Source organism: Candidatus Amarolinea dominans (genome assembly GCF_016704685.1).
Lineage (GTDB): Bacteria > Chloroflexota > Anaerolineae > SSC4 > Amarolineaceae > Amarolinea > Amarolinea dominans.
Genome location: NZ_JADIZS010000013.1, coordinates 92260 through 107471, shown reverse-complemented (window position 1 = coordinate 107471; position 15212 = coordinate 92260). Strand labels below are relative to the sequence as shown.

At 60.6% G+C, this 15212-nt stretch carries 14 protein-coding genes; 7 read left to right on the top strand and 7 right to left on the bottom strand.

Annotation, left to right across the window (positions count from 1 at the left end; translation table 11 throughout):
- Window positions 1–127: 127 nt before the first annotated feature.
- The 3 genes from IPF85_RS09765 to IPF85_RS09755 are packed head-to-tail and all read right to left on the bottom strand — an operon-like array spanning window position 128 to window position 3728.
- A complete protein-coding gene (locus tag IPF85_RS09765; RefSeq protein ID WP_343407894.1) occupies window positions 128–2899 on the bottom strand; it encodes a WD40 repeat domain-containing protein in 2772 nt (923 codons plus the stop codon).
- Window positions 2815–3315, bottom strand: a complete 501-nt coding sequence (locus IPF85_RS09760) for an NB-ARC domain-containing protein (protein ID WP_343407893.1) — start codon at window positions 3313–3315, stop codon at window positions 2815–2817. Before IPF85_RS09760 ends, IPF85_RS09765 begins: the two co-directional genes overlap by 85 nt.
- Window positions 3312–3728 carry a hypothetical protein gene (locus tag IPF85_RS09755; RefSeq protein WP_343407892.1) on the bottom strand — a complete coding sequence of 139 codons (417 nt, stop codon included), beginning with the start codon at window positions 3726–3728 and terminating at the stop codon, window positions 3312–3314. The genes IPF85_RS09760 and IPF85_RS09755 overlap by 4 nt, the downstream gene beginning before the upstream one ends.
- A gap of 150 nt (window positions 3729–3878) precedes the next feature.
- Between IPF85_RS09755 and IPF85_RS09750 the strand changes: the two genes are divergently transcribed.
- From IPF85_RS09750 to IPF85_RS09735, 4 genes are all read left to right on the top strand, one after another.
- Entirely contained in the window at window positions 3879–4310 is a 432-nt protein-coding gene (locus IPF85_RS09750; protein ID WP_343407891.1) for a hypothetical protein, read from the top strand.
- A 225-nt stretch (window positions 4311–4535) separates the two neighbouring features.
- Window positions 4536–5201 (top strand): hypothetical protein, encoded by a 666-nt coding sequence (locus tag IPF85_RS09745; RefSeq protein WP_343407890.1) that lies wholly within the window; start codon window positions 4536–4538, stop codon window positions 5199–5201.
- A gap of 107 nt (window positions 5202–5308) precedes the next feature.
- Window positions 5309–5665, top strand: a complete 357-nt coding sequence (locus IPF85_RS09740) for a hypothetical protein (RefSeq protein ID WP_343407889.1) — start codon at window positions 5309–5311, stop codon at window positions 5663–5665.
- 277 nt (window positions 5666–5942) lie between these two features.
- Window positions 5943–6377, top strand: a complete 435-nt coding sequence (locus IPF85_RS09735) for a hypothetical protein (protein ID WP_343407888.1) — start codon at window positions 5943–5945, stop codon at window positions 6375–6377.
- 567 nt (window positions 6378–6944) lie between these two features.
- Here the strand turns inward: IPF85_RS09735 and IPF85_RS09730 are convergent.
- Window positions 6945–7241 (bottom strand): hypothetical protein, encoded by a 297-nt coding sequence (locus IPF85_RS09730; RefSeq protein WP_343407887.1) that lies wholly within the window; start codon window positions 7239–7241, stop codon window positions 6945–6947.
- Between the two features lie 111 nt (window positions 7242–7352).
- Here IPF85_RS09730 and IPF85_RS09725 point away from each other — a divergent pair, with 111 nt between their 5' ends.
- The 3 genes from IPF85_RS09725 to IPF85_RS09715 all read left to right on the top strand — a co-directional run bounded on the left by IPF85_RS09725 (window position 7353) and on the right by IPF85_RS09715 (window position 10473).
- A complete protein-coding gene (locus IPF85_RS09725) occupies window positions 7353–8360 on the top strand; it encodes a hypothetical protein (RefSeq protein WP_343407886.1) in 1008 nt (335 codons plus the stop codon).
- A 77-nt stretch (window positions 8361–8437) separates the two neighbouring features.
- Window positions 8438–8890 carry a fibronectin type III domain-containing protein gene (locus IPF85_RS09720; RefSeq protein ID WP_343407885.1) on the top strand — a complete coding sequence of 151 codons (453 nt, stop codon included), beginning with the start codon at window positions 8438–8440 and terminating at the stop codon, window positions 8888–8890.
- 242 nt (window positions 8891–9132) lie between these two features.
- Window positions 9133–10473 carry an SH3 domain-containing protein gene (locus IPF85_RS09715; protein WP_343407884.1) on the top strand — a complete coding sequence of 447 codons (1341 nt, stop codon included), beginning with the start codon at window positions 9133–9135 and terminating at the stop codon, window positions 10471–10473.
- 29 nt (window positions 10474–10502) lie between these two features.
- Here the strand turns inward: IPF85_RS09715 and IPF85_RS09710 are convergent, their stop codons facing one another.
- From IPF85_RS09710 to IPF85_RS09700, 3 genes are all read right to left on the bottom strand, one after another.
- Window positions 10503–11225 (bottom strand): DUF6516 family protein, encoded by a 723-nt coding sequence (locus IPF85_RS09710; protein ID WP_343407883.1) that lies wholly within the window; start codon window positions 11223–11225, stop codon window positions 10503–10505.
- Window positions 11226–12349: 1124 nt separating this feature from the next.
- Entirely contained in the window at window positions 12350–13774 is a 1425-nt protein-coding gene (locus tag IPF85_RS09705) for an ATP-binding protein (protein ID WP_343407882.1), read from the bottom strand.
- A gap of 4 nt (window positions 13775–13778) precedes the next feature.
- Window positions 13779–15143: a folylpolyglutamate synthase/dihydrofolate synthase family protein gene (locus tag IPF85_RS09700; protein ID WP_343407881.1), complete on the bottom strand. Its 1365-nt coding sequence runs from the start codon at window positions 15141–15143 to the stop codon at window positions 13779–13781.
- Window positions 15144–15212 lie beyond the last annotated feature (69 nt).

The window sequence follows — 15212 nt, the reverse complement described above, 5'->3', positions numbered from 1 at the left end:
AAAGTGCAAAGTGCAAAGTACGAAACGCTGAACGTAGAACGAGTCGCGATGATTCTGGGTTTAGGCGCCCCGAATGGTGGAAGGCCGGATAAGTCGCCCGCTGGCATGAGTGAGGTTGAGCAGGCGATCACGCAGCGAATTCTACCGCGCCCAGTTGCTTGAGCATGCGAATTTCGGCATCGGTCAAGCCAGTCACACCGGTGATATTCAGCCCATCGTAGGGCCGCGGGCTGCGGATCTCCTGAACAACTTGACCGCTCTCGATATCCCAGATGCGCACCGTCTCGGTGTGACTGCCGCCGGCCAGCAGGCGCCCATCGGGGCTGAAGGCGATGGCCGGCACACGGGTTTCACCCTGCAGCGTGCGCACCAGTGCATCAGTGTCGGCATCCCACAGGCGGACCGTCGTGTCATAGCTGGCGCTGGCGAGGAGCCTTGCGTACGGGTGCAAGGCCAAGGCCGCAATCACATCGCTGTGCGCGGCCCAAGTCAGGATGCATGCTCCCGACTCAATGTCCCATAACCGTATTGTCCCGTCGTGACTGCCGCTTGCCAGTATTCCGGGTTTCGCGAAGGCCAGCCCCCACACGGCAGCGTCCATCTGCCATGTGTAGGCGATGTACCGCGTCTTGATATCCCACAGTCGTACTGTGCCGTCGTCATCGCCACTGGCTAACCAGTGACCATCTGCGGAAAAGGCCAGCCCGCGCACAGAGTTGGGGTGCTCCGGCAGCGTCACCAATTCACCGCTGTTCAAGTTCCACAGGCAAACGCTACTGTCTTCACTGCCACTGGCAATCAAGCGCCCATTCGGGTGAAAAGCGACCGCCGCAACCGGCTGGCTGTGTTGGCGATGAGATAGCAATAGCCGGCCATCCTGCGTGTCCCACACGCGGACGGTCTTGTCGTTGCCCACACTGGCCAGTTGGCTGCCATCGGGGCTGAAGGCGATCATTTCAACCCAGCCACTGTGCCCGGTCAAGTCGTGCAGACAGCGCCTCTGATCGAGATCCCAAATTCGAATGTGCCCATCACTCCCTCCAGTCGCCAGCCACGGGCGCTGCGGGTGCCAATCCACGGTCCAGGCGCGATCCACATGCCCCTGCAAAGTCCGCACGCGCTGCGGGCCGCGCACATCCCACACGTGGATAGATTGGTCGTGACTGCCCACATAGAGCAGGGGCGCATCGGAGTCAGGCGCAAAGGCCAGCGCCTCGATGGCATCACGATGCCCCTCGAAGAGACGGTACGGCGCATAGTCGTCCATGCGCCAGATGCGTACGCGGCGGTCATGGCTGCCGCTGGCGAGCCAGGCGCCGTCCGGGCTGAAGGCCACGCTGCGCACCTCAGCCTCATGGTCGGCAAAGATATGCAGGCAGGCGCCATCGCGCACATCCCACAGCCGCACTGTTTTGTCATCGCTCCCGCTGGCCAGGAGGTGTTCGGTGGTGGGATGAAAGGCCAGCGGCAAGACACAGCCGTCATGTCCCGTCAGGGTGCGCAGACACGCGCCGGTCGCCACATCCCACAGTCTGATCGTCTTGTCGTAACTACAGCTCGCCAGCCAGCGACCGCTCGCACTGAAGCGGGCGGTCCAGACCACATCCTGGTGCCCAACCAGGGTGCGCAGGAGCCGGCCATCCGCGACGCGCCACAGGCGCACCGTCTGATCGCTGCTGGCGCTGACGAGCAGGCTGCCGTCTGGGCTGAATGCCACCGAGCGCACACGGTTTTCATGCCCTGCCAGGCTGCACAAACAGTGGCCGGTCTGAACATCCCAGAGTCGCACCGTTTTATCGCTGCTGGCGCTGGCGAGCAGCCGGCCGTCGGGGCCGAACGTTACCGAGCGCACCCAATCGCTGTGGCCTTTGAGGGTGAGCAAGCGCTTGAAGTCCCGGCAGCGCCAGAGGTAGATGTCGCCGCTGTCCGCGCCGGCCGCCAACAACGCGCCGTCCGGGCTGAGCCCGAGGGCCGCCACGCTAGAAAAAGCCTCCGTAAACACGGTCTCGTGCAGGTCCGCACCCGCCAGGTTGACTCCGTGCAGATCCACGCCCTGCAGAAAGGCGCGCCAGACGCTCACCTGGGAAAAATCGGCGCCGGTGAGATCATCCCCAATGTGTCGGAGGAGATTGAGGCTGTTGCCGGCCGTATAGCCAGGCAGGCCCGTGCCGCGCTCCATCGTTACGAGGTCAACCAGGCGCCGCGCCATGCCCCGTTGCGGCCATGCCTGGCGCAGGCTCTCGGCCAGGGGAGCAGCAATGAAGCGTTCCTGGCCGAGACGTTTGTACTCCCTGGCCGTAGCGTTGAGCAAGGGAAAGCGTCGAAAATGGTCAGCCCGACCTTGTATGATCTCTTCGCCCAGGGTTTGTACCAGGCGATTGGTGACATATTCCAGCACGATGTCCTGCAGGAAGAAGCCGGCCTGGCCCTTGTCCACCAGGTGACGGCGCAGTAAGGAGCTGAGGGTCGTCCAGACATCGTTGATGGGTTGGCGAGGCAGCAGATATTCCGCCAGGTAGTCCGGGGACAGCGCCGTGCGCTCGAGCGCCAGCCAATGCATGACATCCTGCTCGCTGGCCGAAAGGCGGTCGACGTGTTCATCGAGCAGGTCATTGACATCTTCGAACGCGAAGCGCTGGCTGGTCAGGAAATCGGCCAGCTGGCCTGCGTACAGATCACGAATCGGCGCAGCCGCCAGCTGCAGCATCAAGGGATTGCCGGCATAGTGCCTGACCAGGGCTTCCCAGTCGGCGTCGCTGCCGATGAGCTGCGAGCCCTTCAGAATGTCCTGGGCATCAGCGACGCTGATCCCTTTCAGCGGCAGAGACTCGACCGCGCGCCAACGGTCCTTCCCAGCGCCATATCCCGCGGCTTTTCGCGACTGACCACGACCAGGCAACCCTGGTGCTCGGTTTCCGCCACGGCCTGAATCAGATCGCCGTAGGCGGCGTAGCCGTCACGAAAATGGCCTGCCGGTCCACCGGGGCGCATGACGGCCTCGAGCTTGTCGAAGATCAGCAGGCAGCGCTGTTGGCGGAAGTAGGTTAGCAGCCGGTCAATACGGCCGGCCGTGGTGGCGGGCAGAGCAGTGTCGCGATAGTCCGAAAAGAAATGGATGCAATCGCTCAGCACTTCATCCAGGGGCGGGCCGTCCTGCAGCAGCACCCATAGCGTGGCGTCGAACGCCGGCGCCGCGTCCAACGCCGCCTTTTTGGTCAGAAATGTCTTGCCGACTCCGCCCAGGCCGAAGATACCCACCAAGCGACTGTGGTCGGTCTGCAAGACGTGACGCAACTGCGCCAGTTCTTGACTCACGCCCCACGAAGAACGGCCACATCCGGTGAGCGGCCCCAATCCGTGCGGCCGGCGGGCTTGGCCGGACGGGGCGGCTGCGGCGCCGGCGCCGGCTGAGCGAGCGCGGGTAACACTGCGACAGGATGTGGATGGCCGGCCAGGGTGAGCAGAGTGCGCAGATCGAGTTGAAACGATTCCCGCGGCAGTTCAACTTCCTGCGCCCACGCGGCCAATGCCTGCACCAGGCCTTCGACATCCTGTTGGCGCGCGACGGGCTGGCCCCGGCGCCATTTGGCGATCGAATCACCGCCCCGCTTACCGAGGGTCTGGCCGATGATTTCTTGGAGGTCTTCGAGCGGAGGACCGCCCGCGTCTTTGATTTGCCAAAGAAGGTTGGTCAGCAGGTTACCGAAGCGTTTCCAGTCAGCAGGCATGGGGCCTCCTGTCGGGTAGAATTCCCAGGAAAAATTTCCGACATTCCAGGGGTGGGATGTGTTACGCTGTGAAGGATGGCGTAGACTCAGTTTATCTGTTTCGACCAGATACGTCAAGTCGGTTTGCCGGGAAAACCACAGGAGGGTATCGTGAACCTGAATACAAACCCATCCACACCCGTTGCCGTGTGCGCCGTTGGCTTGCTTGCGGCCTTTTTCATGCCCTGGGTCCAAATTTTTGGCGTCGGCGTATCCGGGTACAACCTCGGTCAGCTCGGTTCGTACGGCACCTATGCCTGGATCATTCCCATCGTGGCTGGTACGGCCCTATGCCTCAGCTTCGTTGATCTCGATAATCGTGCCATTGGAGCGATTGCCGGCATCATTCCGCTCGGGGCCATTCTCTACGCCCTCGTGAGGGTTGGTCTCGAAGGAGGCATCGAAGCGATGAAGGTCGCATTGGAGTTGGCATGGCAAGCCTTTTCGATTGGCGCATGGCTCACAATCATCTTTAGCAGTGCGATCATCGTTGTTGCGGTTGTTCAAGCGCCAACGGACAGCCGTGAAAGCCAGGCGTCGTAAGTCTAACAAATGACCATGAGCCATGATGGCTATCTCATCAGAGTTTCAATCACACAGTCTTGATCGGAGGAAATTGACTATGGGTTGGCTGGACTTAGTGCTAGGCGCCGCCAGCGAGCGCCAGCATGTACAATGCGTCACAACTCGAAACACTGCGCAGCAGGGCCGAAGGCGCGCTGATCCAGGCTATCATCCAGTACCTCGACAGATTTTCGAGTTCAAGCAATGACCGAGGCCGGCAAGAGGCTCAGTCGGCCAATCGCCGCCGGCGCCATCAGCGTCGTCGAGTTGCGGCTGCTCAGCAGTGGCATCACGCCCGATCTCTTTCAGGAGCTGGGGGACAAAGAGTACGCCAAGAATACGGTTCGGTTGATCGGTGAAAACAAGCGTCGCCTGTTGGGAATGCTATCAGCGGATGAGCAGAACGAAGTTGGACGGGTGGCGGCGGCCGCCGCGCGCTTGCCCGATTACAATTACTACGTGAGTAATTTCGATGTAGGGCGGCGATTGATGGAAGCGACGTCTGCTATCGCCAAGTACGAGACGCGCAACGGGTGCATGTTCAACACTGCTCTTTCTTTGGGCTATACGTTTGTCGGCTTGCCGGCCGCGATTATCCTGTTTGGATCTTCAATAGACTGGAACATTGGCGTTGTTGTAGGGGTTGGTGTGTGGCTCGCCGGGTTTGTCGCGATTATTATCTGGCAACATGCCGGCGAATACAAGGCTGCCAAGAAGACGATGGAAGAGATCAAGGATAAGGTGAACCTGCCGCGCTTCATGGCATTGGATAAAGAGTTGGGAGGAAAGGACCACGCGCAGCAGCTCCAGCAGACTGCGCAGGCGCTGGTAATGCCTTTCTTCGGCGACGCGCGCTTGCTGAGCGCGTAGGTTGCTTCGTGTGCACTTATCCGTGGTTATTAACGCCGAAATCGTTGAGGTTTTGGAGGCATCACACGCCTGGTCGTGGCAGATTTCAAGGCAAGGGAGATTCGAATATGGTACGTCGTGCATATTTTGCTTGGGCCATCATGGTGCTTATCACCTGCATGTTGACCGCCTGTGGCGCGAGTTTAGAGTCGAATCTGATCGGCACATGGCAATTGGCGCCTGGCAGCAGTGATGACTTGACAATCGAGTTTCGTGATGGTGGTGCGGTGATCTGGACTCAAGATGGTCGCAGTTTCGCGGGGACGTTCAAAACCGTGAAGGACAAGGATATCCAGTTGACCATTTCAGGAGATCTGGGGCCGGTTATGGTATTGTTCACGGATGTCACACTCGAAAAAGACAGGCTAACGATGTCGCGCGTCGGCGATGATGTCCGCATCGATCTGTTTCGTGTCAAACCATAATTTTGCCGCTGGGAAATCTTCATTCAATTCCGGCTCGTGGGTAATCTACGGCCGCCGTTTTCTCGGATAGGAAGTCAAGCGAGGCACAAGATCGTAGCTTAGCGATGGGAGGTGAGCGATGATGAAGAGGGATTGGATTGCCAGGATTAGCCGAGGGGCTGCGTTTGTATGCCTTCTTGTAATCCTGAGCGCGTGCGCCAGCGCCAGAACTAATCCGGCGCAAGGCGTTGTGCGTCGCATGTACGACGCCCTGTCCAAAGGCGATCGTGACGCGTACATGGACGCCATCCTGCCCGAGAATCGCCAGCGAGGCGGCTACCCGCTGGGGCTGCTGGACGCCTTTTCGTTTGGGATCGGGCCTCTCAACCTTGACCCGTCCAAGTTGATGAATTTTACCGTCAAAAACCTGAAAGTGGACCTGATCAGCAGCCGGGACGATTACGCCCTGGTGCAGGCCAGCGGTATGGTGCGTTACCCGATCATCGCGATGGAGCTCAACTTCTGCGACCAGCACGACGTACGCCGCATCCAGGACGGCAACTGGTACGTGGATATCTATGCCAGCGAGCGCGCCGAGCGCCTGCAGCGCATTCAGGCCAAGCGTCAGCAGGAATTGGCGCAGACGCCGAGTGGCTCAGGAGGCTTGGATCCATTCAGCATGCTGAAGGATCTTGGTCCTATGATGGAGAGGGTGCTCGATTTGTGCGAGTAAGCCAGGGAAATGCTGAACGAGGAAAGAGCCGTCCTGATGAGCAGTTTATGACTGCATTTGGCCTGAAAAAGCCATAAAACCTGCTGGACAGCAAGGGCAGTCTATGGTCGTCATTTCCAACGATTGGAGCGCTGAAACACCTCTAGATAGCGGTTGCAGGCCGCCCAAGCCGACAGTGGTGGCTTTGAGTCTCTAAGACGCCAGCGCCAGGATCTCGGCGATCAGAAAGGGTAGATTGGGTTGCGAGAAGTTGAGGCCTGGGGCAGGCACACGATGATGCTTGATGTCTGGCGGCAGGTGTTTATGGTAGGATGGTGCCGGCCAGGGTGGGCGATGCGGCTGCGAGTCGTACCCAGAGCTTATCACCGCCAGCCATACTTCGTAGCTGTAGGCTCGATGGTGACAGCGCCAGCATCCCAGGTGAGGCGTTCGTAGACGGAGGCGGTATCCTCCCATTAGAGTTACATCGCCAGTTCGGCGAACAGGCGACCCCGCTGGGCCACAACCAACGTCGAGCGAGTAATCTGAGATTCGCTTCGCTGCAGCGAATAGGTGTAGAGTTCGTAATCACGCAAGGACCGGAATGGGTTCATGGCGCGCGGTTCTCTGAATCACGTCAATGATAGACCGTGTCTCGGCCAGAAAGAAGTGTAGCGTTGTCTGATATTGGTCGCGTCGTCGCAGCCACAGCCGGTACGCGCTGGCCCAGGCCGTCCAATCACGAACCCATGCGTCATCCGGCGGTTCTTCGCCGTTGGCGTAGGCTTCATAGAAGGTTTCGGACAAAACACCATATTTGCGCTCATAGGTGCGCATGTCGTCTTCCAAAGCATAAATATCTTGCATGATATCGTCTAATGTCATGATCTCACCCCCATAAGCACACTGCGATCAGGCTTGCATTATAGCCGAAATCCGCCGACCTGCCAAAGCCTCCTGGCAGTTCATTCTGAATCAAGAAGAAGGAGCGATTACATGAGTTTCCATTTGTTGCGTCGTCCCATGAGCTGGGTCATTCTCCTGAGTTTGACCCTGGCCACCTTGAGTTTCAGTGGCCGTTCGGCCGCACCGGCAAGCGGCGACAACGCCATCCGCCTGACCGCGCCGTCTTTCGTAGCCATCGCCAACGCGCAGGAAGAAGGCGATACGCCGACTGCCTTTCCCCAGGACGAGGCCGGCATTTCCGCGTATTTCCATGCCAGCAATGCCATCAACCTGAGCGATGTGCGCAGCATCTATCGCGTGATCGAAGCGGAGACATCCGACTACATCATCGGCTCGGTGCCGCCGGCCAATTACCCGGAGCGCTTCGATGTCCATGTCTACATCCATCGCAGCGGCTGGTTCCTGGCCTACTACCTGGCGGCGGACCCGGCCGCCAAGATATTCGACTGGCATGCCTACACCAGCGGGTCGATTCCCACGCTGCTCGAAAACGTCCTGGCCGTCGCCGCCAATGCCGCGGGCGTCTCGTACCCTGGCGCCACCTACTACGATTTCCGCTTTCCCAATGCCAATCGTCTCTTGCTGGCAGCCGAAGATAATCGCAACGGGAGTCAGTTCCAGGTCAACCTGCCCGGCAGCTACGCTTACTACGAACGAAGTTGGTCGCTTCGACGCGCCGGAGAGCAAGACGCACACTTGAAGCTTGATGGCGTTGAAATCGCGGCTACGGCCGGCTATGCTGATGGCACGTTAACGGCGTCTCACTGCCGCTATCACACATTTGAAGTATGGAATGGAACGACCTATTGGCCTACGCCGGCCTCGCCCTCGTCTACCGGGTGCCATGATGAACGCGCGCTATCTGATTTTCCTGATCCTGCTCGGCCTGTTGGCGCTGCCGTTCGCCCTGCCTGTGCGCAGCCAGAGCGGCATCATTGTCAACAACGCCGATGCGGTGCGCGAAACCGGCGCCAGTCCATATCCAATCCGATGCGGTTGCCGCCCGCATCTCCAGGCAGCCAACGCGGGGCGGCATGAAGCCATCGGCGCACTGCCGTCCGCCCTGAACTCGTTGTTCGTGCAGGTGGGCCGGCGCATCGTCGTACAGGCGGCCAATGCCCTGCGGCACGCCAGCCTGGCTGCGCCCGATGGCTCACTGCAGGCGCTCTGCCCAGGTCGCCAACCGCATCATCCTGCAATCGGCCAACGCCGGGCGGCGGGAGACCCTCACCTTTCCGCGTGAGATCATTGGCGACACGGCGCCGCCGCAGATCAGCAACGTCGTGGTGACGCGCGTGGGCGCCAGCATCCGCGTCACCTGGAACACCAATGAGTTTGCCAACAGCACGGTGCTGTACGGGATGCAAACGGGCAGCTACCCGCAGTCGGTGACGAATCCTCTCTTCGAGAGGCAGCATGAAATCAATCTGACCGGTCTGCGCGGTGGAACAACGTATTTCCTGCGTGTGCGCAGCGCGGACTTGAGCGGGAACACCGCGACCGGGGCAGAGCGCAGTATCGTCGCAGGAGGCGGCGTGTATCTGCCGTATGTCGCGCGGCGACGGTAGCGTTTGGATCACGAAGGCGCGAAGTGACACGAAGATCGCGAAGCACAAAGATCGCGAAGCACCCCCCGCCGCGCGATCTTCGCCGTCTTCGGTCCCCCGTTATTCACTCTCCTCCCGACAAGTAGTTGGTGCTGGTTGGACAGTCTGTGTTGGCAGGTGGCTGTGGTTTGAGTATAATCTACTCGGATGATCGCCAAAAGGTACACCAATGAGGGTGGCAACGACGTATCCGGAGCAGCAAGATGAGCCACAGTCGCAGTGTGCCATTCTGGATTTGTATGTGGTTTGGCATTCTTTTTGCTCTGCTAGCCGCGCCGTCAGCCGCGCAATCGGCGCGGCCAGCGCAAACCCCGCCGACTCCGGTCACCCAAAGCCCGTCCGCAAGATCATCCGCCTCTGTGAAGGTCAACGCCAACTTGCGCTCCGGGCCGGGCACAAACTACCCTCGAATTGGCAGCGTCAAGGCTGGCCAGACTATCGAGATCGTAGCCCGCAACCACACAGGAGACTGGTACCAACTAGCGAGTGGTGCTTGGATCTTCGGCAACTTGGTGGACGGCGCGCCCGACGTCCCGGAAGCCATGAATATTCCCGCGCCACCGACCGCTACACCGAATCCAGCCTCAGTCGCGCCAGCAACGAGCCCGCCATCCACCAAGGCCGCGGACGATCCGCCGCAGGTGGTGGTTAAGGTGAAAACCAACGCCAACCTGCGGACTGGCCCTGGGACTAACTATCCCAGCGTAGGTGTCGCCAAATCTGGACAAACGCTGACCATCATTGGGCGAAACTCAACTGGCACTTGGTATCAGACTGCCAACGGGACGTGGATATTTGGCAATTTACTCAATAGTATGCCGAGGGTGCCAGTGGCAGCGGATAATCCAGCAGCATCAGGAGCAGTGTCTACACCAGCGGTGGCGACACGGACGCCCACCGGGGGAACGACCGGCACGGGTATTGGCAGCGTTGGGCGCGCTCATTCATTAGAATGCAGCTTTGACTCTCCGCTCGCTTGCTTAGATTGGCTATTGGGCGATCCCACCCGCCGCAATACTGTCTTGGGTGGCCTAGGCCTGTGGGTCGCTGCACTCGCGTTGATGGCGGCTGGCAGGCGTTGGCGTTGGGTCATGCACTGCATCCTTGTGACGGTTCTGCTTCTTCCGATCGGCTGGTTCGTCACAATCCTGTCCGGCTTGCTGCAACTGGCTGACCCCGATAGCTCAACTTCTCCACGGGAGTTGCTTCAGAATTTCGTCAATTTGGAGCCAGTGCAGACTACGATAGGAATTGTCTTTTTGGTGCTCACCGCAGTGAGCATTTTCGGCGGTATCATAGTCTTCGCGATACTCGCCATCGTTTATGCCATCTTCCTGGCACTACTGCCTGGCCCTGACTACGTGCCGTCACCGCCCTATCCTCTGTTGGGCCATCCAGAGCATGCAACATCTGGCGAATTCAGCGACAACCGTCCAGACTATGACCCGTACTCAAGCTACCCCGATACGAGGAGCGATGACAATTCCGACGACGATGACCGAAGCAGTGGAAGCATCTGGGATGGATGGTTAGTGAAGTGGTAAACCGGCTGTCTCGGCCACCGCGCCCAGAGTTACACCGACCTCGACCGGGTTGCAGACTCCGCTGACAATAGGAACTCCAGGATCTCGGCGATCAGAAAGGGCAGGTTGGGCTGTGAGAAGCTGAGGCCAGGCGCGGGCACGCGGTGATGCTTGATGTCCGGCGGCAGGTGTTTGTGGTGCGGATGGGTGCTGGCCAGGGTGGGATCATTGGGATGCGGCTGCGAGTCGTACCAGTAGAGTTTTTCGCCGCCAAGCCATACTTCGTAGCTGTAGGCTTCGATGATGACAGTGTTGGCGTCCCAGGTGAGGCGTTCGTATACGGCAAGGCGATAGCCGCCTGTGAAGGTTACATCGCCGGTGAGTTCGGCGAACAGACGACCCCGCTGGGCCACGACCAACGTCGAGCGAGTGATCTGAGATTCGCTTCGCTGCAGCGAATAGATGTAGAGTTCGTAATCACGCAAGGACCGGAATGGGTTCATGGCGCGCTGTTCTCTCTGAGCTACGTCAGGTGGACTGGGTTTCGGCCAGAAAGGAATGAAGCTTGCCTGATACTGATCGCGCCGTCGCAGCCAGAGTCGGTACGCGCTGGCCCAGGCTGTCCAATCACGAACCCATGCGTCGTCCGGCGGTTCTTCACCGTTCGCGTAGGCTTCATAGAAGGTTTCGGACAAGACGCCATATTTGCGCTCATAAGTGCGCATGTCGTCTTCCAGAGCGTAAATATCTTGCATGATATCGTCCAGCGTCATGGTCACACCCCCTCAGCATGTGCTGTCAGGCTGCATTATAACTGAAATCGGTCAGCCTGCCAAAGCCCTGCGACAGGCCATTCCAAACCGGCTTGATACCGATTGACCGGTCTATGTTGGCAGGCGGCTGTGGTTCGAGTATAATCTGATCCGCACCCTGAACACCAGGAGGTGCACTGATGAGTGCCATGAATCCACCCTGTCTGATAGCGTTGAGGCGCAGGATGCCAGCAGACGATCTTGGTCTGCCAAGGTTTCAATATGGTGTCTAGTGTAAACGTTTATTGCTCGAAGCCGAATGTCGTCGCATCCTGAGCCGGCAATTGACGCAGTCGTGCGGCAAGTGGCGGACAAATTCCAACCGGAAAAGGTAATTCAAATGAGCTTCAGGTTCACGGTAGCCCCACGCCGGAAAGCGAACAGCGGATTTACCTGTGATCATGAGTCAGATCCCTGAAGCGTACGCAGCAAGCCGTCGGGCATCCGCCAGGCGTTGAGTAACACATCGATTAGACCTGACGTGGATACGCCTTCGATTCAGACCATTGACGACCTCATTCTTGACCGAAATCACGAGCCAGTGGCAAGGTGCTGGTTTGAACGAACTGACGACATCGATTGAGAAGGCGGAAGGTGACTACAACACGGCGCACCGCGACTATCGGCGCAAGTGTCCCAACTCGATGCGGTTTGCTTTCATGCCCAGACAGACAGCGGAGAAAACCTGGCTCTTGTTAGAACGGGCCGCCTGTCCCCAGAACGCGACTGACGAATTGCATGGAGACTTGCCTCCTGTAGATCCAGCATTTGGGCGATGCGCCGGCCACTGGTATTGCTGGCACCTACGCGGTGTTATCGTTATCCCGGCGAGCTGCCAGATTGATGAGGCGCGCAGCTTGAGGAGCCTTGTGTACGCGAGATGATTTGATCAGATCTGATTGCACTGGTAAATAACATGATTGGCGCCTCTTCATACGGCCAGGTGACAACACACGAGACCCGCACCAGCGTGGGATACGTGTGGGATTTCGTGGGATACGTGTGGGATAACGTGGGATTGTAAGAAATCCGGCTTCTGGCAGAAGCCGGGTTTCTTGTAGAGACCGGGCTTCTTGCTGGCACGGTCACTTGAGAATGTAATACGTGGCGCGCTTCTCGCCCACGCGCAGCAGAATGCCTTGATCCACCAGGTCGGCCAGGTCGCGGCGCAGGGTTTCCGCGCTGACCTCCGGCTGCAGTGCCTGGTAATCGCTGTTGGTGATGCGCCCGCGCTGCGCTAGAAATTGCAGCGCGCTCTCCTGCCGTGGATTCAGATTGAGGCCGCGCCAGCGCAGGGCCGGCGCTTCCCCGGCGGCCGACGCCGGCGCGGACGCGGCGATCATCTCCCCGCCGTTGCGCAGCGTCACCTGGAAACCGGCCGCGGTCTCCGTGAACTGCGGCGGCGGCAGACCATGTTCGCTCATCACGCGCACCATGCGATCCATGCCATAGCCCAGGCGCTCGCTGAAACCCATGTCCGACAAAATCTGCACGATGGCCTCGTTGCGGCTGTAACGTTCCGCCAGCAGGTTGTCCAGCGTCACATGCCCTGGCAGGCGCCCCGGTGAGTAGACCTGCAGGCGGTCGCTGAACATCAGCAGTCGGATGCCCTCGCCCCGCGCGGCGTAGTCGCGGTGCGCCACCGCGTTGACCAGCGCCTCACGCACCACGGAGATCGGATACTCCGGAACCTCCTCGCGCGCCAGGCCGCGGATGCGGTTCGTGCGCCGCATGTGGTCGGCCACGAAAGCCTCGGCCAGGCGCACCTGCTGCGGCAGCGCGCCGCGAATGTCCTGGCGCACGAACTCATCGCTCATGTCCGCGCCCTGGTAGCGCACGGCAATCACCTCGGCCGAGCGCAAGAAACGCTGCGGATCGCGGCCAAAGAGCAGAATGCCGGCCACCGTCGGCGCCAGCGCACCGCCGGTGTCGGTCAGGCAGCCGCGGCTGAGCAGCACTTCTTCCACCGTGTCCGCGGCCAGCCCCGACAACGCTTGCACATACGCGCGCACGCGCGACGGATCGAGATCATCGAGCCGGCTGCCAGGCACGGCTGTGGATTCGAAACCGGCGCTGCCCGGATCGCGCTGCATGAGCAAGCGGCGCAGTTCCTCGGTGGTCAGCGGCCGATTCTGGGCGGCCATGCGCGTCCAGTAGACGCCATACACGCTGTAGACGTGCGGCAAGCCCGACGGCACATTGATCATTGCGACCAGGCCGCCAGGCAGCGTCAGCAGCTCCGGCAGCGGCAGGATCAACGGCGGCTGCGCCAGCAGGCAGGCGCTTTGCGTCAGGTCGGCCAGCGCGTCGGGCAAGGCGTTGGTCGGCGCCAGCACAACCGCGCCGCCATGAGCGTTGGCCAGGGCCGCTAACGTCGCAGCCAACTGCGCCGCGTCCGGCGCCTCATGGAACAGGGCCAGGTCATCGGCCGGCTCGCGCCGCAGCAGCGCTTCGGCCGCGGCCACGGTATGGCTGGCCGGACGACGCATGATGAGAGCAGAAGCGGTCATCGGTTCACAACTCCAACGCCTCGGCTTCGAAGACCCAATCATCGGGCGCAAAATGATCGGGATGGCGCCGCGCCCAGGCTTCGCGACCTTCGGCGGCGATGAAGAGCGAGCCGGCAAGACAGATCACGTCGGCGGGTGACGCCCAATCCAGCGCCAGCGCCAGCGCCGCGTCCACGGTGGGCGCCGCCGTGGTCACGCCGTGCATGATCTCAGCCGCCATCTCCGCCAGGCTCTGCGGGGCAACCGCGCGCGGGTGCTGCGCGTGTGTGCAGATGAGCAAGTCGGTCACCGGCGCCAGCACGGTCAACATACCGGCGATGTCCTTGTCCAGCGACGCGCCCAAGATCAACGCCAGGCGACCGCCCCGCGCACGTTTGACCGAATCCAACAGCGCGGCCAGCTTTTGCGCGGAGTCCACATTGTGCGCACCATCCGCAATGATCGCCGGCCAATCTCCAATCTCCGGTCTCCAATCTCCTCCCACTGTCAACGTCTCGAACCGCGCCGGCCAACGCGTCTGCGCCAGGCCGCCAGCAATGGCAGCTTCAGCGAGCGCCAGCCCCTGGCCGCGCAGCATCCGCGCCATCACCACGGCCAGCGCCGCGTTGACCGCCTGGTGGGCGCCGACCAGGCTGATGTCGAAACCGGCCACGGCCGCGGCGACTGCCGTATCGCGATCCAGCAGCAGCAGGGGCGCCTGCCGTTCCTGGCAGGTGGCTTCGATGACGGCCAGGGCTTCCGGCGCCTGCGGTGCGCAGACCAACGGCACCCCTGGTTTGATGATGCCGGCTTTCTCGTGGGCAATCTGCGTCAGGGTGTCGCCGAGCACCGCCATGTGGTCGTAGCTCAGCGAGGTGATGGCCGTGATGTCCGGCTGCACCACGTTCGTGGAATCGAGGCGGCCGCCCAATCCCACTTCAAGCACGGCCCATTGCACCCCCTGCTGCGCAAAATGGGTCAGGGCCAGCGCGGTAATCAGCTCGAAGGTGGTCACGCCAGGCAGGCGCTCGCTGGCCGGGCGGCAGTGGGCAACCAACGTCACCAACTCGGCGCGACTGATGAGCGCACCATTGACGCGCATGCGTTCACGAAACGTGTGCAGATGCGGCGAGGTGTACAGACCGGTGCAGTAGCCGGCCGCGCGCAGGATGGACTCCATGAAGGCGCAGACAGAGCCTTTGCCTTTGGTGCCCGCGACGTGTACAATATGAAAATGCTGCTGTGGATTCCCCAGGTCGGCCAGCAAAGCCCGCATGCGCTCCAGGTTGAGCGTGGTGGCGGAATAGTCAAAGCGCGGCTGGCGCTCGAAATTAACGCGGCCGAAGATGGTGTGCAGGGCGTCGAGATAGGCTGGATGGTTGTCATTCATGGCGGCGCTATTGTACTCTAGCGGGCACGAAAGGCAAACCGTGCAACGAGCGGTTGAGACAAGAAAAGA

Coding starts and splice junctions, on each gene's coding strand:
- IPF85_RS09740 (WP_343407889.1), top strand. CDS start 5,309: ATGGTACGTCGTGCATATTTTGCTTGGGCCATCATGGTGCTTATCACC.
- IPF85_RS09730 (WP_343407887.1), bottom strand. CDS start 7,241: ATGACATTAGACGATATCATGCAAGATATTTATGCTTTGGAAGACGAC.
- IPF85_RS09700 (WP_343407881.1), bottom strand. CDS start 15,143: ATGAATGACAACCATCCAGCCTATCTCGACGCCCTGCACACCATCTTC.
- IPF85_RS09710 (WP_343407883.1), bottom strand. CDS start 11,225: ATGACGCTGGACGATATCATGCAAGATATTTACGCTCTGGAAGACGAC.
- IPF85_RS09745 (WP_343407890.1), top strand. CDS start 4,536: ATGACCGAGGCCGGCAAGAGGCTCAGTCGGCCAATCGCCGCCGGCGCC.
- IPF85_RS09715 (WP_343407884.1), top strand. CDS start 9,133: ATGAGCCACAGTCGCAGTGTGCCATTCTGGATTTGTATGTGGTTTGGC.
- IPF85_RS09725 (WP_343407886.1), top strand. CDS start 7,353: ATGAGTTTCCATTTGTTGCGTCGTCCCATGAGCTGGGTCATTCTCCTG.
- IPF85_RS09720 (WP_343407885.1), top strand. CDS start 8,438: ATGCCCTGCGGCACGCCAGCCTGGCTGCGCCCGATGGCTCACTGCAGG.
- IPF85_RS09705 (WP_343407882.1), bottom strand. CDS start 13,774: ATGACCGCTTCTGCTCTCATCATGCGTCGTCCGGCCAGCCATACCGTG.
- IPF85_RS09755 (WP_343407892.1), bottom strand. CDS start 3,728: ATGCCTGCTGACTGGAAACGCTTCGGTAACCTGCTGACCAACCTTCTT.
- IPF85_RS09735 (WP_343407888.1), top strand. CDS start 5,943: ATGGACGCCATCCTGCCCGAGAATCGCCAGCGAGGCGGCTACCCGCTG.